This is a genomic window from Allorhizobium sp. GW101-3B10 (assembly GCF_059424725.1).
On the sequence record NZ_JBWKZR010000001.1, the window covers coordinates 4,462,512 to 4,486,271 of the forward strand.

Annotated in this window: 19 protein-coding genes; 10 read left to right on the forward strand and 9 right to left on the reverse strand. The window is 64.9% G+C overall.

What is annotated here, in order from left to right; genetic code table 11:
* Nucleotides 1-21: 21 nt before the first annotated feature.
* The gene (locus AC07Y0_RS21820) at nt 22-1,017 is read left to right on the forward strand and encodes an MDR family oxidoreductase (protein WP_498679728.1); all 996 of its coding nucleotides are present in this window, start codon (nt 22-24) and stop codon (nt 1,015-1,017) included.
* Between the two features lie 3 nt (nt 1,018-1,020).
* Here the strand turns inward: AC07Y0_RS21820 and AC07Y0_RS21825 are convergent, their stop codons facing one another.
* The 3 genes from AC07Y0_RS21825 to AC07Y0_RS21835 all read right to left on the reverse strand — a co-directional run bounded on the left by AC07Y0_RS21825 (nt 1,021) and on the right by AC07Y0_RS21835 (nt 6,023).
* The gene (locus AC07Y0_RS21825; RefSeq protein ID WP_498679729.1) at nt 1,021-4,161 is read right to left on the reverse strand and encodes an efflux RND transporter permease subunit; all 3,141 of its coding nucleotides are present in this window, start codon (nt 4,159-4,161) and stop codon (nt 1,021-1,023) included.
* A 32-nt stretch (nt 4,162-4,193) separates the two neighbouring features.
* Nucleotides 4,194-5,324 carry an efflux RND transporter periplasmic adaptor subunit gene (locus tag AC07Y0_RS21830; protein ID WP_498679730.1) on the reverse strand — a complete coding sequence of 377 codons (1,131 nt, stop codon included), beginning with the start codon at nt 5,322-5,324 and terminating at the stop codon, nt 4,194-4,196.
* 75 nt (nt 5,325-5,399) lie between these two features.
* On the reverse strand, nt 5,400-6,023 hold the full coding sequence (locus AC07Y0_RS21835) for a TetR/AcrR family transcriptional regulator (RefSeq protein ID WP_498679731.1): 624 nt from the start codon (nt 6,021-6,023) through the stop codon (nt 5,400-5,402).
* Nucleotides 6,024-6,268: 245 nt separating this feature from the next.
* Between AC07Y0_RS21835 and AC07Y0_RS21840 the strand changes: the two genes are divergently transcribed.
* From AC07Y0_RS21840 to AC07Y0_RS21870, 7 genes are all read left to right on the forward strand, one after another.
* Nucleotides 6,269-7,537: a metallophosphoesterase family protein gene (locus AC07Y0_RS21840; protein WP_498680307.1), complete on the forward strand. Its 1,269-nt coding sequence runs from the start codon at nt 6,269-6,271 to the stop codon at nt 7,535-7,537.
* Nucleotides 7,537-11,028 carry an AAA family ATPase gene (locus AC07Y0_RS21845; RefSeq protein ID WP_498679732.1) on the forward strand — a complete coding sequence of 1,164 codons (3,492 nt, stop codon included), beginning with the start codon at nt 7,537-7,539 and terminating at the stop codon, nt 11,026-11,028. The genes AC07Y0_RS21840 and AC07Y0_RS21845 overlap by 1 nt, the downstream gene beginning before the upstream one ends.
* A gap of 147 nt (nt 11,029-11,175) precedes the next feature.
* A complete protein-coding gene (locus tag AC07Y0_RS21850; RefSeq protein ID WP_498680308.1) occupies nt 11,176-11,901 on the forward strand; it encodes a pseudouridine synthase in 726 nt (241 codons plus the stop codon).
* Nucleotides 11,902-11,984: 83 nt separating this feature from the next.
* A complete protein-coding gene (locus AC07Y0_RS21855; RefSeq protein WP_498679733.1) occupies nt 11,985-12,680 on the forward strand; it encodes a VIT1/CCC1 transporter family protein in 696 nt (231 codons plus the stop codon).
* 154 nt (nt 12,681-12,834) lie between these two features.
* Entirely contained in the window at nt 12,835-14,898 is a 2,064-nt protein-coding gene (locus AC07Y0_RS21860) for a M3 family metallopeptidase (protein WP_498679734.1), read from the forward strand.
* Nucleotides 14,899-15,055: 157 nt separating this feature from the next.
* Complete coding sequence (gene typA, locus AC07Y0_RS21865) at nt 15,056-16,891, forward strand: translational GTPase TypA (protein ID WP_498679735.1); 1,836 nt, start codon at nt 15,056-15,058, stop codon at nt 16,889-16,891.
* A gap of 196 nt (nt 16,892-17,087) precedes the next feature.
* Nucleotides 17,088-17,594, forward strand: coding sequence for a GNAT family N-acetyltransferase (locus tag AC07Y0_RS21870; protein WP_028737168.1), 507 nt, complete (start codon nt 17,088-17,090; stop codon nt 17,592-17,594).
* A 13-nt stretch (nt 17,595-17,607) separates the two neighbouring features.
* Here the strand turns inward: AC07Y0_RS21870 and AC07Y0_RS21875 are convergent, their stop codons facing one another.
* Entirely contained in the window at nt 17,608-18,231 is a 624-nt protein-coding gene (locus AC07Y0_RS21875) for a hypothetical protein (protein WP_498679736.1), read from the reverse strand.
* 197 nt (nt 18,232-18,428) lie between these two features.
* On the opposite strand from AC07Y0_RS21875, the gene ppa reads away from it, so the two are divergent.
* On the forward strand, nt 18,429-18,962 hold the full coding sequence (ppa, locus tag AC07Y0_RS21880) for an inorganic diphosphatase (RefSeq protein ID WP_498679737.1): 534 nt from the start codon (nt 18,429-18,431) through the stop codon (nt 18,960-18,962).
* Between the two features lie 3 nt (nt 18,963-18,965).
* On the opposite strand, the gene AC07Y0_RS21885 is transcribed toward ppa, so the two are convergent.
* Nucleotides 18,966-19,280: a DUF167 family protein gene (locus AC07Y0_RS21885; RefSeq protein ID WP_498679738.1), complete on the reverse strand. Its 315-nt coding sequence runs from the start codon at nt 19,278-19,280 to the stop codon at nt 18,966-18,968.
* Complete coding sequence (locus AC07Y0_RS21890) at nt 19,277-19,597, reverse strand: YggT family protein (protein WP_232363922.1); 321 nt, start codon at nt 19,595-19,597, stop codon at nt 19,277-19,279. Before AC07Y0_RS21890 ends, AC07Y0_RS21885 begins: the two co-directional genes overlap by 4 nt.
* Nucleotides 19,598-19,712: 115 nt before the next feature.
* Here AC07Y0_RS21890 and AC07Y0_RS21895 point away from each other — a divergent pair, with 115 nt between their 5' ends.
* Nucleotides 19,713-20,957 (forward strand): MFS transporter, encoded by a 1,245-nt coding sequence (locus tag AC07Y0_RS21895; RefSeq protein ID WP_498679739.1) that lies wholly within the window; start codon nt 19,713-19,715, stop codon nt 20,955-20,957.
* Here AC07Y0_RS21895 and AC07Y0_RS21900 read toward each other — a convergent pair.
* Genes AC07Y0_RS21900 through AC07Y0_RS21910 form a run of 3 tightly spaced genes read right to left on the reverse strand, consistent with a single transcriptional unit; the run spans nt 20,945 to nt 23,750 of the window.
* Complete coding sequence (locus AC07Y0_RS21900; protein WP_498679740.1) at nt 20,945-21,676, reverse strand: glutamine amidotransferase; 732 nt, start codon at nt 21,674-21,676, stop codon at nt 20,945-20,947. The two genes, AC07Y0_RS21895 and AC07Y0_RS21900, sit on opposite strands and share 13 nt — an antisense overlap.
* Nucleotides 21,666-22,148: a tellurite resistance TerB family protein gene (locus AC07Y0_RS21905; RefSeq protein ID WP_498679741.1), complete on the reverse strand. Its 483-nt coding sequence runs from the start codon at nt 22,146-22,148 to the stop codon at nt 21,666-21,668. Before AC07Y0_RS21905 ends, AC07Y0_RS21900 begins: the two co-directional genes overlap by 11 nt.
* 9 nt (nt 22,149-22,157) lie before the next feature.
* Complete coding sequence (locus AC07Y0_RS21910; protein ID WP_498679742.1) at nt 22,158-23,750, reverse strand: heme biosynthesis protein HemY; 1,593 nt, start codon at nt 23,748-23,750, stop codon at nt 22,158-22,160.
* Between the last annotated feature and the right edge of the window lie 10 nt (nt 23,751-23,760).

The following is a 23,760-nucleotide window of genomic DNA, read 5'->3' on the forward strand; positions in this document are numbered from 1 at the left end:
AGCGTCGGGAGCATCACCATCATGAGCGAGACATTCACAGCGATCGTCATCGACACCGTCGACGGCAAACCGAAAGCGGGCTTTCGTCAGCTGAAGACTGCCGATCTTCCCGACAACGACGTGCTGGTGGAGATCGCCTACTCGACCCTGAACTACAAGGACGGCCTGGCCGTCTCCGGCAAGGGGCGGATCGCAAGGCGCACGCCGATGGTTGCCGGCGCCGACCTCGCCGGCACGGTCGTCTCCTCCCGATCGCCGCTGTGGAAGGCCGGCGACAAAGTCGTGCTCAATGGTTTCGGCATGTCGGAGACGGAATGGGGCGGCTATTCCCGCTTCCAGAAGGTCAAGGCCGAATGGTTGATGGCGCTTCCCGATGGCTTCACGCTCGAACAGTCGATGGCGATCGGCACTGCCGGCTATACGGCGGCACTCTGCGTCAACGCGCTGGAGGACTGGGGCGTGATCAAGCCGGGTGAAGGCGAGGTTCTGGTTACGGGGGCTGCCGGCGGAGTCGGCTCGGTCTCGGTCAGCCTGCTGGCCGCCAAGGGCCACCGCGTCACCGCCTCGACCGGGCGACCCGAAACGCACGACTATCTGGCCTCACTTGGCGCCAGCGCCTTTATTGACCGGACCAGCCTCACGGAAAAGGGGGCGCCTCTGCAGAAGGAGCGCTGGTCGGGCGCGGTCGACAGCGTCGGCTCGACGACGCTCGCCAACGTGCTGTCGCAGACGGTCTATGGCGGGGCAGTCGCCGCCTGCGGTCTGGCCGGCGGGGCCGATCTTCCCGCAACCGTCCTGCCGCATATCCTTCGGGGCGTCGCCCTGCTCGGCGTCGACTCGGTCTTCGCCCCGATGGCCAGGCGTACGCGCGCCTGGCAGACGCTGGCCGATCACCTCGACCGCGCCCACCTTGCGGCCCTGACCACGGTCGAACCGATGTCGAAGGTGCCGGAGCTGGCAGAGGCGATCGTTGCCGGGCAGATCCGCGGCCGCGTCGTCATCGACGTCAGCCGCTGAGCCTCATTCCGCAGCGACGGCCGGGGCTACGTGGTTTTGGTTTTCCGGGCCGCCCGCGGTTGCCTGACGATCGTCCTTGTTCTTCGGCTCACGGCCGAAGAACAGGGCGTAGGCTGCCGGCAGGACGAGGATGGTGAGCACCGTCGCCACCAGGATGCCGCCCATCATCGCATAGGCGAGCGGACCCCAGAACACGCCCCGCGAAATCGGGATCAACGCCAGGACCGCGGTCAGGGCGGTGAGCACGATCGGCCGGAAACGGCGGATCGCCGAACCGATGATCGCTTCTGACCGCTCCATGCCGGCCGCGATGTCCTGGTCGATCTGGTCGATCAGGATGATCGAGTTGCGGATGATGATGCCGAGCAGCGCGATGACGCCGAGGATGGCGACGAAGCCGAACGGCGCGCCGGACACCAGCAGGGCCGCGGCCGCGCCGATGATGCCGAGCGGACCGGTGGCCAGCACCAGCATGGCCTTGCCGAAATGCTGCAGCTGGATCATCAGCAGGACGACGATGACGAGCAGCATGATCGGCGCCTTGGCGGCGATCGAGGCCTGGCTTTCGGCACTGTCCTCCGCCCCGCCCTGCACTTCGATCTTGTAGCCGGCGGCGAGCCCGTCACGCAGGCCCTGCAGCTGGCCGTAGACCTGTGTCACCACCTCGTTCGATTGCACGCCGTCCGGCAGCGTGGCGCGTACGGTGATCGAGGGCAGGCGATCACGGCGCCATTCGATGCCCTGTTCGAGCACCGGAACGATCCGGGCGACCTGCGACAGAGGCACGAAAGCGCCGTTGTCGGTCGGGATGTAGACGGAGTTCACCGCCGTCAGCAATTGCCGGCTTTCTTCCGGTTCGCGGGCGACGATCGAGATCGTTTCTTCCCCGGCGCGGACATCGGCCAGCGGCGCGCCGCTCATGGTTGCCTGCAGCATCTGGCGGAGGCGCTGCGAGGTGACGCCGAGCGCGCGGGCGCGGTCCTGGTCGACCACCAGCTTCATCGCCGGCACCGGCTCCAGCCAGTCGTCATGCACCGCACCGAGCAGCGGATTGGCGAGATAGACCTTCTTCACCGCGTCGGCGATGCGGCGCACCTCGGCACGGTCCGGACCGGTCACGCGCATCTGGACCGGCCAGCCGGTCGGGGGACCCAGAAACAGGCGGTCGACCTTGGCGCGGACCGACGGGAAATCCTCGGCGAGAATGCTGCGCAGCTTGAGGATCAGCCGTTCGCGGGCCGGTTCGTCGTTGGCCATGACGAGCAGCTGGGCGAAGTTCGGATTGCGCAGTTGCTGGTCGAGCGGCAGGAAGAAGCGCGGCGCGCCCTCGCCGATATAGGTAGCGACGAACTGCTTGTCGGCATCATCCATGATGCGGTCTTCGAGCGCCTTCGCCTGGGTTTCCACCTCGTGGATGCTGGTGCCTTCCGGCAGCCAGAGATCGACGAGGATTTCCGGCCGCGACGATGCGGGGAAGAAGCTCTGCGGAATGAACTGGAAGGCCCAGAGGCTGGTGACGAACGTGCCGATGGTCAGCGCCAGCACGATCAGACGATGGTGCACCGCCCAGCCGACGGTCGAGCGCAGGCGGCGGTAGAAGTGGGTGTCGAACACGTCCTGGTGGCTGCCGGCATGATGCCGCTGCTTCAGGATCATGTGGCCGAGCCAGGGGGTGAAATAGACGGCGACGAACCATGAGACGACCAGCGCAATGCCGACCACGTAGAACAGCGAGCGGACATATTCGCCGGCCGTCGATTCGGCAAAGCCGACCGGGATGAAGCCCGCTGTGGTGATCAGCGTGCCGGTCAGCATCGGGAAGGCGGTGGAGGTATAGGCGAAGCTCGCGGCATCGATCTTGTGCAGGCCCTCCTCGAGCTTGCGCTCCATCATCTCGACGACGATCATCGCGTCGTCGACCAGGAGCCCAAGCGCGATGATCAGCGCGCCAAGCGAAATACGCTGCAGGTCGATGCCGAGCTCGTACATGATGGCAAAGGTTGCGGCGAGCACCAGCGGGATGGCGATGGCGATGACGAGGCCGGAACGCCAGCCGATCGACAGGAAGGACACGACGAGCACGATGGCCAGCGCCTCGAGCAATGCCTTCATGAACTCGCCGATGGCTTCGCGCACCACTTCCGGCTGGTTGGAGATCTGGGCGACCTCGACGCCGTGGGGCAGGGAGGCCTCGAAGCGATGCAGCGTCTCCTCGACGGCCTTGCCGACATCGGTGACGTTGAAACCCTTCGCCATGACGACTCCGACCTGCACGCTGTCCTGGCCGTTGAAGCGGAACTTGCGCTGGAACGGTGCCTCGGTGCCCTCGGTGACGGTGGCGATATCGCCGAGGCGGGTCACCTGCTGGCCGGCACGCAGCCTGAGTTCGCGAATGTCGTCGGCCCGGCCGAGACCGCCGTCGACCGATATACGGACGGAGCGTTCGCCGGTGTCGATCGTGCCGGACGGATCGATGGCGTTCTGCCCCGCCAGAGCATCCTTGATGTTGGAGAAGGTCAGGCCGCGTTCGGCCAGTACCTTGGATGACACGTCGATGTAAATCTTCTGCGGCTGGTCGCCGAGGATCACGGCCTTCTCGACGCCCGGCGTCGTCAGCAGCATGTCACGTGCCTGGATGGCATAGTCCTTGAGCTCGGGAAAGCTGTAGCCCTCGCCCGACAGGGAATGCAGCGTGATGAAGGTGTCGCCGAATTCGTCGTTGAAATAGGGGCCGAGCAGGCCGTCCGGCAGTTCGCCGGAGATGTCGCCGACCTTCTTGCGGACCTGGTAGAAGGCGTCGGCCACCTCGTCGGCATTCGTGTCGCCTTCGATCTGCAGCGTGATGATGGCGCTGCCGGCCCGGGTGTAGGATTTCACCCAGTCGAGATGCGGCACTTCCTGAAGCTTGCGTTCGATCTTGTTGACCACCTGGTCCTGCATGTCGGTGATCGAGGCGCCGGGCCAGACGGCCTGCACGACCATGACGCGGAAGGTGAAATCCGGATCTTCCTTCTGGCCCATGCGCGTGAGGCCGAGCACGCCGGCGATCAGGATCAGGGCGAACAGGAAACGTGCCATGCTCGGATGGGCGATCGCCCAACGGGACAGATTGAAGGAACCCGTGTCATTCTTGGACGGCGTCATGGCGTTTATCCGCTCTCTGGAAAGGGTGTGGTTCAGCGCGTCTGGCTGGGCGGGACGGTGCTGCCGGTGGCAAGTGCTGCTTGTTCCGCGTCACCCTCCGCAAGCTTGACCTTGAGGTCCTCGGTCATGAACTGGGTGCCCGCGACGACGACGAGATCGCCGGCCTTCAGACCTTCGGACACGCGCACGCCGGCCTCGGAGAAGTCCACGACCGTGACCGGGCGCTCGTGCACGGTTTCCGCCGCCGGATCGACGGTCCAGACGATCGGCCGATCGGAGGGTCCGCGCGCGAGCGCGCCGAGCGGCAGGTTGAAGAGCGGCTGGTCGCTGTCGGCGACAGTTTTCACCGAGGCCGTCATGCCGAGCAGCACGCGCCGGTCGGACGGCAGGGAGACCCGGACGGCGAAGGTGCGAGAGGCGGAATCGGCGCTGCCGGCGACTTCGCGCACGGTCCCCTTGAGCGCCAGATTGTCGTTCGACCAGAGGCCGACTTCGACAGCCTTGCCCGGGGAAAAGGCGAAGACGTCACCCTCGGGAACCGCGATCGACACTTCCTTCTCGCCGTCGACGGCTACCGTCACGACGGGGGTGCCCGCGGCGACCACCTGGCCTGCATCGGCATGGACCGCGGTGACGATGCCGTCGCGGTCGGCCTTGAGCACTGCATAGCCGACCTGGTTTTCCGCCTGCGAGAGCGTCGCCCGGGCCGAATCGCGCGCGGCGACCGCCTGGTTGTGGGTCAGTTGCGCCTGTTCGAGTTGGGCCTTGGCCGCGACCTGCTGCTTGAACAGCTGGTCGGCGCGCTTCAGGGCAAAATCGGCCGTCTCGACCTGCCGCTCGGCGGCGAGGAGACTGGCCCGGGCGCTGGCCAGCGACAGCTCGTAGTCGGTCGCATCGATCCGGGCGAGAACGTCGCCGGCGACCACGCGGTCGCCGATATCCACCTGACGGTCGACGATCTTGCCGCCGACGCGGAAGCCGGCCGGCGCTTCGCTGCGGGCGCGCACGGCGCCGGAATAGGAGAGCTCGCGCGTCGTCGCGGCCGGAGCGATCTCGACCACCTTGACCGGGCGGACAGGCTCCTTGGGCGTTTCGGCGGTTTCCGCCGAGCAGCCGGCAAGAGCGGCCACGAGCAGCAGGGGAAGCAGGGCTTTCTTGTACATGGGACGTCCATCCTCAGCGAAACGGGTTCGCGACTGGCGGTGAAATTCAGCATTTCGGTATGCGTTCGGGTGCGCTCAGGCCTTCACGGCGCGGATCGCGAAATCGATCAGTTCTTCCGGCCTGGCGCGGTTGCCCTTGCCGATGCATTGCGAGACGAGCTGCGGATGGTGCAAGGACGACGTTGCCGCGCCGAAGCAGCGTGCGGCGAGTTCGGCATCGCCCGGCTTGAATTCGCCGGCGGCCATGCCATCGGCAATGATGTCGCGCACGATGGTCTGGAGGCGATCGATGTACTGGTCGATCACATGCCAGTCGCGCTCGATGGCGATGATCACCATTTCGTGGACCTTTTCCGAATCCAGCATGGTCTCGACTGTGAAGCGATACTGGCCCATCGCATATTGGCGCAGGCGCTCTTCGGCGCTGACAGGAAGGGCTGCGCTGTTCAACGCCATTTCATAGCTGGCATTCAGCATGCGCGAGCAGAGCGCCTGATGGATCTCCACCTTCGAACCGAAGAACCGGTAGATATTGGCCGTCGACATGCCGAGTTCCTTGGCAATGTCGGCGACCGTCGTCTTCGCGTAGCCGTATTGCCGGAAGACGCGCTCGGCCGCATCAAGGATACGCACGACGTTTTCCTGACGCGCGGCACTCTCCGGGGCGTGGTTGTCGATCTCGGTATTCGTGGCATCCATGACTGACTCTTGACGTGTGACGAAATTCGTATTTCGTCATTCATAATTCGACAATTTGCCTTTGTCAATCCGCCTCGCCGCTGACGAGGGAGGCCGGTTGCTTTCTGCGATGGCTCCCCTCCGGTCGGCCCCGCGAAATTGCTTGTTGCCGCCGGCCTCGTGCCTATATCGTGAACGACTCAGCAGGCGCTGCTGCGCCCGATCAGCGGCATGCCCGCAATGACAAGAACCAGAATGAACCGCTGATGGCCTTCCGCTTCGTCCACACCGCCGACATCCATCTCGATTCGCCGCTGCGCTCGCTCTCGCTGCGCAATCGCGAACTGGCTGAGCTGATCGGCGATTCGACCCGCCAGGCGCTGGTGGCGATCGTCGATCTTTGCCTTGCCGAGCAGGTGGACGCGCTCGTCATCGCCGGCGATCTCTATGACGGAGAGCAGACCTCGATGAAGACGGCGCGCTTTCTCGCGGCGCAGATGCAGCGGCTCGGGCAGGCCGGCATCGCCGTCTATACGATCCGCGGCAATCACGACGCGCTGTCGCGCATCACCCAGGAACTGATCCTGCCGCCGACGGTGAAGGTCTATTCCGGCCGGGCCGAGGCGGTCGAAATCGAACGCGGCGGCCTCGCAATCGCCATTCACGGCCTGAGCTTCGCCCGCCCGCAGGCGCCGGAAGGCCTGCTGCCGAAATACCGGCCGCCGCTCCCCGACCGGGTCAATATCGGCATCATGCACACCAGCCTCGACGGCGCGCCCGGCCACGACGTCTACGCCCCCTGTAGCCTCGCCGACCTGCAGGCATCGGGTTTTGACTACTGGGCGCTCGGCCATGTCCACCAGCGCAGCCAGCATGACGGCCGGACCACCGTCGTCATGCCCGGCATGCCGCAGGGCCGGGACATCAACGAAGGCGGACCGAAATCGGTCTCGCTGGTCACTGTCCATGACGACCGCCGCATCAGCGTCGAGGAGAGGCCGACCAGCATCGCTGAATTCGGCCGGGTCGCGGTCGACCTCAGCGAAGCGCCGAGCTGGTTCGACGCGGTCGAGGCCATCGACAAGGCCGTTTCGCATGCCCGCACGCGCAGCAGCGCGGATCATCTCGTCGCCCGGCTGATGCTAACCGGAAGAACACCTCTTTCGTGGCGCATCCGTCGCGATCGCGACCTTCTGTTGGCCGAAGCCGAGCAGCGCGCCGAAGGGCTCGGCCGGACCTGGATCGAGAAGATCGACATCGCCACCGAACCGCCGCTCGAGGCCGGCGGGCAGGCCAGTGCCGATCCGCTGATCGAACTCGACGCGCTGATGCGCGACGACGTCGCCAATCGCCATGGAACGCGCGAAGAAATCCGCCAGATGGTGAAGGACCTGCGCGACGAGCTGCCGGCGGAAAGCCGTGGCTTCAGCGGTGCCGACGAGACGGAATTCGAGGCCTATGTCGACCGTCTGCTGGCCGAGGGCAGCAGCGACGTCATCGCCCGTCTGAAAACCGACGGCGCGGAGGCGAACTGATGCGGCTCGCCCGGCTCGACCTCACCCGTTACGGCAAGTTCACCGACTATGTCATCGATTTCGGCGAGGCGCAGCCCGGCTCGCCGGACCTGCACATCGTCTACGGCCTCAACGAGGCCGGAAAGTCGACCTCGCTGTCGGCCTATCTCGACCTGCTCTACGGCATCGAGGAACGCAGTCGCTACAATTTCCTGCACGCCTACAATGCCATGCAGGTCGGGGGCGCGCTCGAATTCAACGGTGAGACCCATGAGCTGAAACGGGTCAAGCAGCGGACCAACGCGCTGCTGGACGGTCGCGGCCAGCCGGTAGCCGAGGCGATCCTTTCCGTACCACTCGCCGGCATCAGCCGCGACGCCTATCGCACCATGTTCTCGCTCGACGACGTGACGCTGGAAGAGGGCGGAAATGCCATTCTCCAGAGCAAGGGCGATCTCGGCGAACTGCTGTTTTCCGCCAGCGCCGGGCTTGGCGGGGTGAGTGCGACGCTGAGCGCGATTTCGGACGAGGCCGACAGCCTCTACAAGAAGCGCGCCCGCTCGACCAGGATTGCCGAGCTGAAACAGAAACTCGCCGAGCTCAAGGCGCGACGTGACGAGATCGATACGCTCGCTTCGGCGCATGCGGCGATCGTCGCGACCCTTGCCCAGGCGACGACGGCCTATGACGAGGCGACAACGGAGCTGGGGGCGATGAGGGCACGGCGCGAGGCGATCGCGCGGTTGTTGCGCGCCCGCCCGCTTGCCGCCGAATACCAGCGCTTGACGCTGGAGCTTGCGGCCAGGACTGCTTTGCCCCGCCCGCCCGCGGAATGGGCGCGCACCTTGCCGAGCTTGATGCAGGAAGAGACGCGGCTTTCCACGCAGCTCGCGGGAAACCGGACGGACATAGAGCGCGTGCAGGACGAAATCGCCTCGATCCGTCTCGACGACCGCCTGCTGTCGCTGTCGGATCGCATCGGCCATCTGACAAAGGGCCAGGCGCGCTTCGGCAGTGCCGAGGAAGACCTTCCCAAACGCCGCACTGCGCTGGTCGAGCGGCAAGCAACGATCGCGGCGATCCTCGCCCGGTTGGGTCAGTCGGGATGCGAGAGGCCCGAGACGCTGCTGCTGCCGGCGGCAACGGTCGGGGCACTGCGCGACCTGATCGAAATCCGCTCCGGGGTCGAGGCGACGCTTCAAACCGCGACACGAGAACTGGCCGCGGCCAAAGCGGCCCTCGAAGCGGTGGATGCCGACCGCCAGGCGGTCGTCGACGCTGCGCAGCCTGAAACGTTCGATTTTAGTCGGCTAACGACATGCCTCAGCGTTATCCGGCGCGGCGATCATGCGACGCGGCTTCGGCTTGCCGAACGCGGCCTGCCGGATCTCCAGCGGCGCTTTGACGAAGCGGTCCGGCCCCTTCTGCCGCTGCTCGACGAGGGGTCAGCGGATGGCGAGGCGATCCGCGCTCTATCGCTTCCCGACACGCACCAGATCGAGGCCTGGCGATCAGCGGCGGCGGGCATCGACAAGCGGATCGCCGATCTTGCCGAGCGGCACCGCGACCTCATCACCCAGCAAAGGCAGGCGGAGGCACGCATCGCAGCGCTTCGCGCCTCAAGCGGACCGATCGACGATTCCGAAGCCGCGCGGATCCGTGCCGTGCGCGATGCCGCCTGGAACGAGCATGTTGGCCGGCTCGACAAGGCCAGTGCCGAGGCCTTTGCCACCGCCATGCAGGCCGACGACCTGACGACCATGGCGCGCGTTGCCGCCATGCGCGATCTCACCGACCTTCGCGCTCTGACCCAGGAGCATGCCGTGGTGAGCGCTGCGATCACGCGCCACGACGAACTGCTGGACGAGGCTGCTGCGGAGCGGGAAACGCTGGTGTCCGAACTGGCCTCAACCCTGCCGGCAGCCTTGATGCAGGACGCGGCATCGGCGCTTCCCCGGCTGTTCTCCCGGATCGAGGTTGTGGCCCGTGCCCGCGCCGATGCGCTGGCCGCCTGGGACAGACTTGACGCCAGCATGCGGGACATCGCCGAAGCGAAAGCCGATTCGGAGCTCGACCGCCAGGAACTGGCCGCGGCGATGCAAGCCGCCGGGCTGGATGGAGTCGACGGCACGCTTGCCGAAATGCTGGAGGCGGCGGAGGCTGCCGTCGCCGGCCAGACGAAGCGGGCCGCCGCGCGGGAAGCAGCCGACAAGGCCCTTGCCGATCGGAAAAGGGCTCTTGCCGAGCGCCAGCGCGAATTCGAGCAGGCGCAGGCGGCTTCCGTCGATTGGCACGCCCGGTTCACGACCGAATTGTCCGGAACGTGGTTTGCGGACGTCACGTCGGCCGGCGCCGTCCGCGAGGTGCTCGAAACGCTGGTCGAGCTTGGCCCGGCGCTCAACGAGCGCGACGAGTTGGCGCGCCGTATCGCCACCATGGAACGCGACCGCGAGGACTTCACCACCGAGCTTTCAGGTCTGCTGACAGACATTGGTGAAACCCTGGACCCGGAGGCGACCGCCCGAACGGCGACGCACCTTGCGGCGCGGCTGGAGAATACCCGCCGCGATTTCGCGGCGCGGGCGGCGAAGGAGGCCGAGCTGGCCCGCCTGCTGGAGACGGAGCGGGTTCTTCGCCAGGCGTTGGCTGCACATGAGGCCGGCAAGGCGGAACTGACGTCCTTCTTCGGCGTTGAAACGCTGGCGGATGTCGCGGTCGCCCTGGAGACTGTGGCCCAGCAGGCGCGGATCGAAGCCAGGACTGAAACGCTTTCTGAACAGATCCTCGGCGAATTGCCGGCCGCCTCCATCGATCTGGCGATCGCCGAGCTTGCCGGCACCGATTTCGACGCGATCGCGCGCGAGGAGGCAGAACTTGTCGCCCGCCTCGAGGATCTCGACCAGCGCACGCGTCAACTCTTTGCCGACAAGACGCGCGCCTCCGATCGGCTGGAGGCCATCGGCGGCGGCAACGAGGTCGCCCGCATCGAAGCAGAACGCCGGACGATCTTCCTCGAGATCGAGGACCTGGCAAACAGCTATCTCATGCTGAAGAGCGGCGCCCTGATCGCCGGCGAGGCGCTGCGTGCCTATCGCGACAAGCATCGCTCGTCGATGATGCGGCGCGCCTCGGAAGCCTTCCGGCTGATCACCCGGGGCGACTATGTCGGCCTCGCGGCCCAACCCGACAAGGACCGCGAAACCTTGATCGGTCTCACGCGCCAAGGCGGCTCGAAACTGGCAAGCGAGATGTCGAAGGGCACGCAGTTCCAGCTCTATCTGGCGCTGCGCCTTGCCGGCTACGAGGAATTCGCCGCAAGCCGCCCCTCCGTTCCGTTCATCGCCGACGACATCATGGAAACCTTCGACGAGCCCCGCTCGGAAGAGGTGCTGCGGCTGTTCGGCGAAATGGCAAAGATCGGCCAGGTGATCTACCTGACCCACCACCGCCATCTCTGCGACCTCGCCCGGCGGATCGTCCCCGCGGCCCGAATCCACGAGATCGCCGGCTGACCGCAGCTTCACGAGACGCACTTTTCGCTTGACGGAAACCGCGTTGCGAAGGCAGTCGTTGGCCAGAGCGTAACCCGCGGCCAAGGGCCGCGCAGACAGGATGCGGACGGCAATCTGGTGGCAAAACTCCCGCAAGCGGCGCCGGGCATGCGCGTGACCCTGCCAAGGGCGCTTTCCAAGCTCGGCTATTGTTCGCGCACCCAGGCGGAAAAGCTGGTGACCGGCGGCCACGTTTCCGTCGGCGGTCGCCGCGTGACCGATCTCTCCGCCTGGGTGGACATCCGCACGGACCGGATCGAGGTGGACGGAAAGCCGGTCGGTGCGGAGGAAAAGCTCTACCTGATGCTCAACAAGCCGCGCGGCCTCGTGACGACCCGGGATGATCCGGAAGGCCGCGAAACCGTCTTCTCCTGCCTCGGGGATCTCGACCTTCCGCATGTCTCGCCGGTCGGTCGGCTCGACAAGGCGAGCGAGGGGCTACTGCTGTTCACCAATGATACCGTACTCGCCCAGCGTCTGCTCGATCCCGACAGCGGCATCGCCAAGACCTACCATGTGCAGACCCGGGGCCGCCCGGCCGAGGCGGACCTTGCGCGGATGACGGCCGGAATCCTGGACGATGGCGAGTTGCTGAAGGCGGCCGGGGTGAAAGTGCTGCGCGAGGCCGACAAGACGTGCTGGCTGGAATTCGAGTTGCGCGAGGGCAAGAACCGCGAAATCCGCCGCATGCTGGAAGCGCTCGGCTCCGAATGCCTGCGCCTCATTCGCATCGACTTCGGTGGCCTGACGCTCGGCAATCTCGAAAAAGGCCAGGCACGTTTGCTCACCGACGCCGAGGTCGCTGCGCTGAAGCGCCGCGCCGGTCGGGGCTGACTCGTCGGGAATGCCTATGGTCCTGTCGCACGGACCTGCTATTCTCGGTGGCACAATTTCCAACTGCAAGCGGGGATCCGGTCATGAGTCGCCTACACACTGAAAGCCACCTCGTCGCGCGGATCGGCTGGCTGAGGGCAGCCGTTCTCGGCGCCAATGACGGTATCGTCTCGACGGCAAGCCTCGTGGTGGGCGTCGCGTCCGCTTCGGCGGGAAGTTCCGAAGTCCTGGTGGCAGGCATTGCCGGACTGGTTGCGGGCGCCATGTCGATGGCGGCCGGCGAGTATGTCTCGGTCAGTTCGCAGTCCGATACCGAACAGGCGGATCTCGGGCGGGAACGCAAGGAACTCGAAATCCAGCCTGAATTCGAACGGGAGGAGCTGGCGCAGATCTATGTCGCCCGGGGCGTCGCGCCGGAGCTGGCGCGCCAGGTCGCCGACCAGTTGATGGCCAAGGATGCGCTTGCCGCCCACGCCCATGACGAACTCGGCATTTCCGAAATGACCACAGCCCGGCCGATCCAGGCGGCCCTGACTTCGGCCGCGACCTTCGCCGTCGGCGCCGCCCTGCCTCTGCTGATGGTGATCGTGTCGCCGGCAAATCTTCTCGTCTGGACGGTGTCTGTGGCTTCGCTCCTTTTCCTCGCCCTGCTCGGAGCGGTCGGTGCAAAGGCGGGTGGTGCCAATGTCGCTCGCGCCACGTTGCGCGTGACCTTCTGGGGCGCCTTTGCCATGGCGCTGACGGCCGGCATCGGCGCCGTGGTGGGCACGGCGGTCTGACAGGTCGAATGCAGACTTCGCCGTCCGGCTCGCCGCGGACTGCCGACAAAAATACGCGCCTGCGCCTCTCCGCGCTTGTCAATCCGACACGGCGAATACCATATCGAAGCACGAGCCCGGTTCGCGGGCGCAAGGCTGGCCAAAGGAAATCACCATGAGCACATCGTCGTCCGTCAATCCCGCCGTCTTCGAATGGACAGGCCCGAACGGGCTGCCGCGGTTCGAGGCCGTCTCAGACGACGACTATGCGCCGGCCTTCGACGCCGCCCTTGCTGCCCATGACGCCGAGATCGACGCGATCGCGAAGAACCCGGAGGCGCCGACCTTCGCCAATACGATCACCGCTTCGGAGACGGCCGGAGACGAGCTGTCGCGCGTGTCGGCGCTGTTCTGGAACAAGGCCGGGGCCCACAGCAACGACCTCATTCAGGCGCTCGAGCGCGAGATCGCGCCGAAGATGTCGCGCCACTATTCGAAGATCGGCATGAATGCCGACCTCTTCCGCCGCATCGATACGCTGTGGGAGAAACGTGTCGAACTCGGCTTGACGACCGAGGAGCTGCGCGTGCTGGAACGCCACTGGAAGGGTTTCGTGAAGTCGGGCGCCAAGCTCGAAAAGGCGAAGCAGGAGCGGCTTGCCGCGATCAACGAGCGGCTGGCCAGCCTCGGCGCGCAGTTCGGCCAGAACGTGCTGGCCGACGAAAAATCCTGGTGCCTGCCGCTCGACGGCGAAGACGATCTCGCCGGAATTCCGGATTTCCTGAAGGAAGCGATGGCAACGGTGGCTGCGGCGCGGGGCGAGGGCCATGCTTTTGTCGTCACGCTGTCGCGTTCGATCATCGAGCCGTTCCTCACCTTTTCGACACGCCGGGACCTGCGCGAACAGGCGTTCAAGGCCTGGGTGGCGCGTGGGATGAACGGCGGGACGAGTGACAATCGGGCGATCGTCAAGGAGACGCTGGCGCTTCGCGCGGAAAAGGCGGGGCTGCTCGGCTATGCCAATTATGCCGCGCTGAAGCTCGATGACACCATGGCCAAGACCCCGGAGGCGGTGAACGGGCTTCTGATGACGGTCTGGGAAAAGGCACTCGATCAGGCGAAGAACGAGGAGCGCGAGCTTGCCGCCCTGATCGCCGAGGAGGGGAAGAACCACGAGGTGATGCCCTGGGACTGGCGCCATTATGCAGAAAAGCTGCGGGCCCGGAAGTTCGACTTCTCCGAAGCGGAGCTGAAGCCCTATCTACAGCTCGAAAAGATCATCGAGGCATGCTTCGACGTGGCGGGCCGGCTGTTCGGCATCAAGGCGGTGCCGCTCAAGGGCGTGGTCGGTTACCATCCGGATGTGCGGGTGTTCGAGATCCGCGACCGTGACGACAGGCTGGTCGCCATGTTCCTCGGCGACTATTTCGCCCGGCCGTCCAAGCGCTCCGGCGCCTGGATGAGTTCGTTCCAGTCGCAGCACAAGCTGCCGCTGAAGAATGGCGCGGTCGGCGAGATTCCGTTCATCTACAACGTCTGCAACTTCGCCAAGCCCGAGGAAGGTCGGCCGGCGCTTCTCTCGCTCGACGATGCGCGCACGCTGTTCCACGAATTCGGCCATGCGGCGCATGGCATGTTGTCCGACGTCACCTATCCGTCGGTCGCCGGTACCGGCGTGTCGCGCGACTTCGTCGAACTGCCCTCGCAGCTCTACGAGCACTGGCTGACGGTTCCGGAAATCCTCAAGACCTACGCCGTGCACTATGAGACCGGGCAGCCGATGCCGCAGGCCCTGCTCGACAAGGTCCTGGCGGCCCGCACCTTCAATGCCGGCTTTGCCACGGTCGAGTTCACCTCATCGGCGCTGGTCGACATGGCGTTCCACACCCGTGGCGCGGTCGAGGATCCGATGGCCGTACAGGCCGAAGTGCTGAAATCGATCGGCCTGCCGCAGTCGCTGGTCATGCGCCATGCCACGCCGCATTTCCAGCACGTCTTTGCCGGCGACGGCTATTCGGCGGGCTACTATTCCTACATGTGGTCGGAAGTGCTCGATGCCGACGCCTTCTCCGCCTTCGAGGAAACCGGCAATGCTTTCGATCCGGCCATGGCCGAGAGACTGAAGGCCAATATCTATTCGGTCGGCGGCTCGATCGATCCGGAGGTGGCCTATACGTCGTTCCGCGGCCGCCTGCCGAGCCCCGAGGCCATGCTGAAGAAGAAGGGGCTCGCCGCCTAGTTCCGGTCTCGACCGGCAGGAAGGAAACCGCCCCGCCGGTAACCAAGCGCGGTGGTTTCGGCTTTTTTTCTTTCGCAAACGCAAAAAACAGAGTATGAGCGCGGCAAAGTAACACGCCGCCACTCATTGTCGCGCGCCAGCCATCAGAGATCTTTGTATGAAACTTCGCAATATCGCCATCATTGCGCACGTCGACCATGGGAAAACGACCCTTGTGGACGAGCTCCTGAAACAGTCGGGTTCGTTCCGCGAGAACCAGCGCGTTGCAGAACGCGTCATGGACTCGAACGATCTCGAAAAGGAACGCGGCATCACCATTCTTGCCAAGGCGACCTCGGTCGAATGGAAGAATACCCGCATCAACATCGTCGACACCCCCGGCCACGCCGACTTCGGCGGTGAAGTCGAGCGCATCCTGTCGATGGTGGACGGCGCGATTGTTCTGGTCGACGCATCGGAAGGCCCGATGCCGCAGACCAAGTTCGTCGTCGGCAAGGCGCTGAAGGTCGGTCTCCGCCCGATCGTCGCGATCAACAAGATCGACCGTCCGGACGGTCGCCACGAAGAAGTCATCAACGAAGTCTTCGACCTGTTCGCCAATCTCGACGCGACTGACGAACAGCTCGATTTCCCGATCCTCTACGGTTCGGGCCGCGACGGCTGGATGAACGTCAATCCGGAAGGCCCGAAGGACCAGGGCCTGGCTCCGCTGCTCGACCTCGTGCTGGAACATGTTCCAGAGCCGAGCGTCGGCGACGAAGACGGCGCCTTCCGCATGATCGGCACGATCCTGGAAGCCAACCCCTTCCTCGGCCGCATCATCACCGGCCGCATTCATTCGGGTTCGATCAAGCCGAACCAGGCCGTCAAGGTTATCGGCCAGGACGGCAAGCTGATCGAGAACGGCCGCATTTCCAAGATTCTCGCCTTCCGCGGCATCGAGCGCACCGCGATCGAGGAAGCCCATGCGGGTGACATCGTCGCCATCGCCGGCCTGTCCAAGGGCACCGTCGCCGACACCTTCTGCGACCCGTCCGTCACCGAGCCGCTTACCGCACAGCCGATCGACCCGCCGACGGTCACCATGTCCTTTCTCGTCAACGACAGCCCGCTCGCCGGCACCGAGGGCGACAAGGTCACCAGCCGCGTCATCCGCGACCGTCTGCTCAAGGAAGCCGAAGGCAATGTCGCGCTGAAGATCGAAGAAGCCGAAGGCAAAGATTCGTTCTTTGTGTCCGGTCGCGGCGAATTGCAGTTGGCCGTCCTGATCGAGACCATGCGCCGCGAAGGCTTCGAGCTTGCCGTGTCGCGTCCACGCGTCGTCATGCACAATGACGAGACGACCGGTCAGCTCATGGAGCCGATCGAAGAAGTCGTCATCGACGTGGACGAAGAGCATTCCGGCATCGTCGTGCAGAAGATGTCCGAGCGTAAGGCCGAAATGGCCGAGCTTCGGCCCTCCGGCGGCAATCGCGTGCGTCTGGTGTTCTTCGCGCCGACCCGCGGCCTGATCGGCTACCAGTCCGAACTGCTGACCGACACCCGCGGCACGGCCATCATGAACCGGCTGTTCCACGACTATCAGCCCTACAAGGGCCCGATCACCGGCCGCACCAACGGCGTCCTGCTGTCGAACGGCGCCGGCGAGGCTGTCGCCTATGCCATGTTCAATCTCGAGGACCGCGGTCCGATGATGATCGAGCCGGGCGAGAAGGTCTATGCGGGCATGATCATCGGCGTGCACACCCGCGACAACGACCTCGAAGTCAACGTTCTGAAGGGCAAGCAGCTCACCAACATCCGCGCCGCCGGCAAGGATGAAGCCGTCAAGCTCACCCCGCCGATCCGCATGACGCTCGACCGCGCGCTGTCCTGGATCCAGGACGACGAACTGATGGAAGTCACGCCGAAGTCGATCCGTCTGCGCAAGATGTATCTCGACGCCAACGACCGCAAGCGGTTCGACAAGGCACGCGCTGCCGCCCAGGCCTGATCTTCACGATCGATTTCTGCTTCGGACCCCGGCTCGCGAGCCGGGGTTTTTGTTTGTGTATTGATGTCCGGCGGGCTTGCGACAGGCCTTAAGATTGCGTTAAATTTTTCGCTATGGTCCAGATGAGAGCGCTGGAGGCGATCGACGGGACAGACTTGCTCCTGCCAGTATCCTTCAGCCGGACGAAAGTAGCGTTATGAAGACGTTGTCGATCGATGTGCGCCCTGCCGAGCCGCAGGATGCCGCCTCCATTGCCGAGGCGCACCGAAGTGCATGGCAACACGCCTATGCCGGGCTCATTCCGCATCGGCCGCTCACCAAGATGATCGAACGGCGTGGCGAGACCTGGTGGCGCAAGGCGACGCGCGGACCCGCCACCATCCTCGTGGTCGATGTCGCCGGCATGATCGCCGGCTACACCACGCTCGGCCTCAACCGCGCGCGCGCCCTTCCGCAGGAAGGCGAAATCTACGAAATCTACATGCGGCCCGAATATCAGGGCATCGGTCTCGGCCATACGCTGTTCGGCGAGGCGCGGCGCCTGCTGAAGTCCCTCGGCTGCAACGGCATGGCCGTCTGGTGCCTGGAAGACAGCCAGCACGCGGTCGATTTCTTCCGCTCCAACGGCGGGGTCGACGCCGTCGAGGGCCTCGAAGACTTCGACGACGTCCAGTTGAAGAAGCTCGGCTTCATCTGGAACTGAGTCTGGCTTTGACCTACTCCCCGGTGAGCCCCTCGGGCCAGACATGGGTCTGCTCGCTCGTCTTCTCGCCCCGTTTTCCGATCCACATGCCTTCCTGGACCCCGCAGGCAAAGTCGCGCGCGTCGCTGTCAGCGACCTGGCGGGCGAGTTCGTTGGCGTTGGAATTGGACAGGGCATCGACATAGCCGACGACGCAGCTCAATCCGTCTTGCGGTTGGGCGACCCGGGAGATCACCAGGACCTGTCCCTCCGCCTCCTTGGTGGGCATGCCGGTGTCGCCGATGTTTTCAATGAACCAGCGCAGGATCGCGGCAAACGGCTTTCCCGAAGCGTCGAGGCGCCATTCGACCTTGGTGTTGACGTGGTTGAAAGGCTCGAAGGATTCGAAGGCGCCCTCGATCAGTTCGGCGCGCACCGGACCGTAGAGAACGCTCTGGCGCAGGTCGCCTTCGGCGAAATAGATCGGATAGTCCTTGTAGCCCTTGCATTTCATCGAAGCGCCCATCTCATCGGCGGCGATCGTCTGGCAACGGTCAAGGTTGAGGTCGGTATAGACGCTCTCGTTGGCCAGTGCCGGACCGGTCGGTCCAAGAAACGCGAAAGCAAGTGCGGTGGTCAGGCAACGGAAAACGAGCATCGATGGTCCCCTCTCGTAGTACTCCCCACCGATATAGCAGAGCGCAGGCCGGATGGCGCGGGGGGACCCTGAAAAAGCCTGCAAAACCGGGCGCTACGGATCGCCCGCTTTTGGGGCCTTCGTCCAAAGCCGTGTTGCATTGCATCCGAATTCCCATTAGGAAGCGCGGGATTTCAACACTCCCATGGGGCTGAAAAATGCGTATTGATGCAATCAAGATCGGCAAGAATCCGCCGGATGACGTGAACGTCATTGTTGAAGTGCCGGTCGGCGGCCACCCGATCAAGTACGAGATGGACAAGGAAGCCGGCGCGCTGATCGTTGACCGCTTCCTCTACACGCCGATGACCTATCCGGGCAATTACGGTTTCGTGCCGCACACGCTCTCGGAAGACGGCGACCCGATCGACGTTTTGATCTGCAATACGCGCCCGCTCGTTCCCGGCTGCGTCATCAATGTTCGTCCGATCGGCGTCATGATTATGGAAGACGACGGCGGCAAGGATGAGAAGATCATCGCCGTTCCGTCGCACAAGCTGACCCAGCGCTACGACAAGATCGAAAACTACACCGACATGCCGGAGATCACGCTCAAGCAGATCGAGCACTTCTTTGAGCACTACAAGGATCTGGAGCCCGGCAAGTGGGTGAAGATCGCCGGTTGGCAGGATGTCAGCGTTGCCAAGAAACTGATCGTCGAAGCCATCGACCGGTTCAAGGCCCACAAGTAAGGGTCAGCCGGCGAAAAGGCCGTCGATCCGTTTTGCCAAATCCTCCGGGTCGCCGTCGATCCGGAGGATTTTTTGTCTGGCGGTGTCGCCGGAGACCACGGATACGGAAGATTTGGGAACGCCGAGCGCCTTGGCCAGCAGCGCGACAAGCGCCTTGTTGGCCTTGCCCTTTTCCGGAACGCAGGAGACACGGGCTTTCAGATGCGCCTCGCCTTCGGCATTCAGTTCGACGCCGTCGATAGCATCGCGCCCGCCGTTCGGGGTCAGCCGAACGGCAAGCCGCAGGTGATCGGCAAAGGCCTTATAGGGCGGGATCACAAGAACAGGGGGACGATGCTATTCCACATCAGCGAGCGGATGAAGAAGATGATGAGCAGCACCACGATCGGCGAAATGTCGATGCCGCCGAGGTCCGGCAGGACGCGCCGCAGGGGGCGAAGCACCGGCTCCGTCACGTTGTAGAGGAAGGTGCCGATCGAGTTGACGAAGCGGTTGCTCGAGTTGATCACGTTGAAGGCATAGAGCCAGGAAAAAATGGCGCTGGCGATGAGCACCCAAGTATAAAGGTTCAATGCCAGATCGATCGTCTGAAACAGCGCGAGCATGCAGGTCTCCATTTCTCGGTTGACAGACATGTAGACATTGGCGACTAAACGGACAAGTGCCGCGGGCCGGGCGATGCGGAATCATGTTTAACGGGTGGATCGGCCCCTCGCCGTTGCGCCTTCGCCCGAGTGGAAAGTTCCGTTGATGACCCCAGCCTCGTCCGGCGATCGTTTCGCCGCCTTCCGGCACGTTTCCTATCTCCGCTTCTTCCTCGCCCGTTTCCTCGGCGCCTTCGCGACGCAGATTCTCAGCGTTTCGGTCGGCTGGCAGATGTACGACGAGACCGGCAGCGCCTTCTATCTCGGGCTGATCGGGCTGGTGCAGTTCCTGCCGTCGCTGCTGCTCATCCTCGTCACCGGTTCGGTCGCCGACCGCTATAACCGGCGCGCCATCGTCGCCACCTGCATGATCGTCAGCGCCCTTTGCGGCGCGGCCATGCTGGTGCTAACCGCGTTCGACGCCTTCGAGCCGATCTTCGTTTTCGCCATTCTCGTGGTATTCGGCATCGAGCGCGCCTTCAACGCGCCGGCCGTTCAGTCGCTGGCGCCCAACCTGGTACCGCCGGAGGACCTCGGCAATGCGGTCGCGTGGAATTCGTCCTCCTGGCAGACGGCGTCGATCATCGGCCCGGTGGCCGGCGGCCTGCTCTACGGCGTCAGTGCCGTGCTTGCCTATTCCGTGTCCTTCGCGTTTTTCGTCGCCGCTGCGGTTCTCGTCTTCATGGTCGCCCGCCCCGCCCAGCGCAGTGCGCCCAAGGCCGTGTCGTGGAACACGATCCTTGCCGGCTTCCGGTTCATCTTCGGCGAAAAGGTGGTGCTCGGCGCGATTTCGCTCGATCTCTTCGCCGTCCTGCTCGGCGGTGCGATCGCGCTCATGCCGGTCTTTGCCCGCGATATCCTGACGCTCGGGCCGCTCGGCCTCGGCCTGCTGCGCGCCGCGCCGGGGATCGGGGCGATCATGGTTGCCGTGGCGCTTGCCAGCTTCCCGATCCGCCACAATGCCGGCCTGTTCATGTTCATCGGCGTCGCCCTGTTCGGTGCCGGCACGATCCTGTTCGGCCTGTCGGAGACGGCATGGATCTCGATCGCCGCGCTCATGCTGATGGGGGCCGCCGACATGGCCTCCGTCTATGTGCGCGAGACGCTGATCGCGCTGTGGACGCCGGACGAGGTGCGCGGCCGGGTGAATGCCGTCAACATGGTCTTCGTCGGCGCCTCCAACGAGCTCGGCGAGTTCCGCGCCGGCACGATGGCGCATCTCGTCGGTCCCGTTCCGGCCGTGGTGATCGGCGGGGTCGGTACGCTGGCGGTCGCGGTGCTCTGGGCCATCGGTTTCCCGCAGCTGAGAAAGATCGACAGTCTCGACGTGCCCAATACTCAGGCGAAGTGACGGCTCTTCACGAAGACCAGGTCGAGGAAATCCGAAAGCCAGGCCTTCAGCGGCGCATCGAAGATCATCCGGCCTTCGAGATGGTCGCGGCCCTGCTGGGCGTTGGGCATGATGAAACGGTGCGCGCCATGCACGACCCAGCGCTGCATCATGGCGCGGGTCAGCTCGGCATGGAACTGCAGGCCCCAGGCATTGTCGCCGTAGCGGAGGGCCTGGTTGCGGTAGACATCGCCCTCGGCCAGCAATTGGCAGCCATGCGGCAGGTCGAAGCCCTCGCGGTGGAAATGATAGACCATTTTCGGCCAGCAGCGCATCAGCACCCGACCGTGCTCGGTCGGGTGGATCGGATACCAGCCGATTTCGACGCGGCCTTCCGGCTCGGCCTCCACCTTGCCGCCGAGATGACGCACCAGCATCTGGGCGCCGAGGCAGATGCCGAGATAGGGCTTGTTCTCCTTGAGCGGCACGGCGAGCCAGTCCGTCTCGGTCCTGACGAAGGGATCGGGATCGTTGGCGCTCATCGGGCCGCCGAACACCACTGCGCCGGCATGGGACTCCAGCGTCGAGGGTAGCGGGTCGCCGAGAACGGGCCGGCGAATATCGAGCGGAAAGCCCTTCTCGATCAGCATCTGGCCGACCCGGCCGGGGCTGGACCTTTCCTGGTGGAGAACGATCAGGACCGGCTGCCGGTCCCGACGCCGGTGAGGATCATCCAGCATCGCCGTCGCCCTCGAGGCCGGCGCGTGCCTCGGCCTCCTGTCTTTCGTGCACCCGCTCGCGTCCCGATACGCCCAGCAGGTCGGCGATCCGCCAGATGGCGTGATCCTCCATCTCGCTGCGGGCACCGTCGGCATAGACGATGTCCCAGAGAATGCCGACTAACTGCTGGCGTTGCGTCTCGTCCAGCGAACGCTTCAGGTCCGAAGTGAAGCGGTAGTAATCGACCGCTTCGCTCTCCGCCGCGCTGCCCTGGGCCAGAAGCGCATCGAGTGCGTTCTCATCCAGGTCATATTGCTCGCGCATCAGCGAGCGAAGCTTGGCGCGCTCGGCGTCGTGGACGACCCCATCTGATTCCATCACCTGCAGGCAGAGTGCTGCCACGGCAATGCGCGGATCGTCGGGGGCGAAGGCCGGCTGCTGCTGACTGGATTGAGTCAGGCTCTGGAAGAAGGACTGCAGTCGTTCCAGCATTTGGCTTCCTCAGAACAGTTTCAGGCGGGATTTCTGATCGCCGCTTGGCCGAGTGCCTTCGCGAACACCCGGATCGTCCGGCGGGCGGCCGAAGAACGGTTCGGGTGCCGGCTCGGGCTTCGTCTTCCTCTCGTCGCGCTCTGGGGCCGGCTTGACCGGAACCGCCGGCGGTGCGGCCTCGGCGGCCGAAACCACGGTTACCGGTGCAGCTGCCGCCGTTGCCGCGCGCTCGGCGATCGCCGTGTTGACCGGCGGCAGGGTTTCGAGGGCGATGGTGGCGCTGCTGACCGCACCCTCCTCGACCGGGCCTTCCAGCTGGTCGAAGGGCACCTTCCATTCGAAGGCGTCGAGCCGGCCGGTGACCGGCGACAGCGGCAGCCATTTGTCGGAGACGTAGCCGTCGGCGACCCAGGCCGGATCGCGGCCGGCCTTCAGCGCCTGCGCCATCCAGTGACGGATGCGGCCCTGGTCGCCAGTTTCGGCTTCCTCGATGTCGGCCAGCAGCAGATAGACGCGCTCGCTCGAATGCATCCGCGCGGCAGCCTCCGCCTTGGCGCGGGCCTTTGCGAAGTCCTGCGCGTCGAGGGCCGCTTCCGCCACGATCAGCAGGGATTCGACATTGTTGGTTCGCAGCGATTCCAGGCGTTCGGCGCGCTTCAGCCGGTCGACGGCGCTGTCGCCGCCGCGGGCGCGCAGATAGGCATGGGCGATCTCCGGATGCGGGTTGAGCTTCCACACCTGTTCAAGCACGCTGGAGGCCTTGCGCAGGTTGTCCTCGCGCAGATAGGCCTTGGCCGCGACGATCGCGGCCGGAACGAGATCCTTGGCAAGTTTCAGCGCCTGCAGCGCGTTGTCGCGAGCGGCTGCGGGTTCGCTCTCCAGCCGGTCCTCGGCCTTCGCCGTCAGGAGGACGGCCTTCAGACGTTCCGCGTCCGGACGGTTGAGCACATGGGCGACCCGCTGCTGGTCGAGCAGGCGGATCGAATCGTCCCAGTTGCCCACGCGGCAGCGATATTCGAGCGTCGCCTTGGCGGCCCAGGGCAGATAGGGCGCACTCTCGGCTGCGGTTTCGGCATATTGCCGCGCTGCCTCGTAGGCGCCGAGGCGGTCCGCCTCGACATAGAGGCCACGCAATCCCAGTTCGCGGGTCTCGGGATCATCGGCCATCTGCTGGAAGAGCCGCCGTGCCTCGTCGTGGCGCCCTTCGATCACCGCCGTCTGGGCTTCGAGCACCAGAATCAGTGGTTCCTGGTCGGCGCGCAGCAGGCCGCGGGCGCGGGCGCTCATCTTGTGGGCGAGAGCCGCATTGCCGGCCCCGGCCGCGATCAGCCCGGTCGACAGCGCCTGGTAGCCGCGGTCGCGGGTGCGGGCGCGGAAATAGCGGCGCACCGAATGGGGGGAGGTGAAAAGCGTGCGGACGAACCACCAGATGAACATGAAGACGGCGACGATCGCCAGCAGGATCGAGGCTGCAACCATCAGGCTCATCTCGATCAGCTGACCCTGCCAGAGGATCGACAGCGAGCCGGGGCGGTCGGCGAGCCAGGCAAAGCCGAAGCCGAGGGTAAGTATGGTGAGGATGAAGAACAGAATTCTCAGCATGGATTTGCTT

Bases quoted from the DNA above. Each gene is read 5' to 3' on its own strand.
- AC07Y0_RS21820 (WP_498679728.1), top strand. From the start codon at position 22: ATGAGCGAGACATTCACAGCGATCGTCATCGACACCGTCGACGGCAAA.
- AC07Y0_RS21825 (WP_498679729.1), bottom strand. From the start codon at position 4,161: ATGACGCCGTCCAAGAATGACACGGGTTCCTTCAATCTGTCCCGTTGG.
- AC07Y0_RS21830 (WP_498679730.1), bottom strand. From the start codon at position 5,324: ATGTACAAGAAAGCCCTGCTTCCCCTGCTGCTCGTGGCCGCTCTTGCC.
- AC07Y0_RS21835 (WP_498679731.1), bottom strand. From the start codon at position 6,023: ATGGATGCCACGAATACCGAGATCGACAACCACGCCCCGGAGAGTGCC.
- AC07Y0_RS21840 (WP_498680307.1), top strand. From the start codon at position 6,269: ATGGCCTTCCGCTTCGTCCACACCGCCGACATCCATCTCGATTCGCCG.
- AC07Y0_RS21845 (WP_498679732.1), top strand. From the start codon at position 7,537: ATGCGGCTCGCCCGGCTCGACCTCACCCGTTACGGCAAGTTCACCGAC.
- AC07Y0_RS21850 (WP_498680308.1), top strand. From the start codon at position 11,176: ATGCGCGTGACCCTGCCAAGGGCGCTTTCCAAGCTCGGCTATTGTTCG.
- AC07Y0_RS21855 (WP_498679733.1), top strand. From the start codon at position 11,985: ATGAGTCGCCTACACACTGAAAGCCACCTCGTCGCGCGGATCGGCTGG.
- AC07Y0_RS21860 (WP_498679734.1), top strand. From the start codon at position 12,835: ATGAGCACATCGTCGTCCGTCAATCCCGCCGTCTTCGAATGGACAGGC.
- typA (WP_498679735.1), top strand. From the start codon at position 15,056: ATGAAACTTCGCAATATCGCCATCATTGCGCACGTCGACCATGGGAAA.
- AC07Y0_RS21870 (WP_028737168.1), top strand. From the start codon at position 17,088: ATGAAGACGTTGTCGATCGATGTGCGCCCTGCCGAGCCGCAGGATGCC.
- AC07Y0_RS21875 (WP_498679736.1), bottom strand. From the start codon at position 18,231: ATGCTCGTTTTCCGTTGCCTGACCACCGCACTTGCTTTCGCGTTTCTT.
- ppa (WP_498679737.1), top strand. From the start codon at position 18,429: ATGCGTATTGATGCAATCAAGATCGGCAAGAATCCGCCGGATGACGTG.
- AC07Y0_RS21890 (WP_232363922.1), bottom strand. From the start codon at position 19,597: ATGTCTGTCAACCGAGAAATGGAGACCTGCATGCTCGCGCTGTTTCAG.
- AC07Y0_RS21895 (WP_498679739.1), top strand. From the start codon at position 19,713: ATGACCCCAGCCTCGTCCGGCGATCGTTTCGCCGCCTTCCGGCACGTT.
- AC07Y0_RS21900 (WP_498679740.1), bottom strand. From the start codon at position 21,676: ATGCTGGATGATCCTCACCGGCGTCGGGACCGGCAGCCGGTCCTGATC.
- AC07Y0_RS21905 (WP_498679741.1), bottom strand. From the start codon at position 22,148: ATGCTGGAACGACTGCAGTCCTTCTTCCAGAGCCTGACTCAATCCAGT.
- AC07Y0_RS21910 (WP_498679742.1), bottom strand. From the start codon at position 23,750: ATGCTGAGAATTCTGTTCTTCATCCTCACCATACTTACCCTCGGCTTC.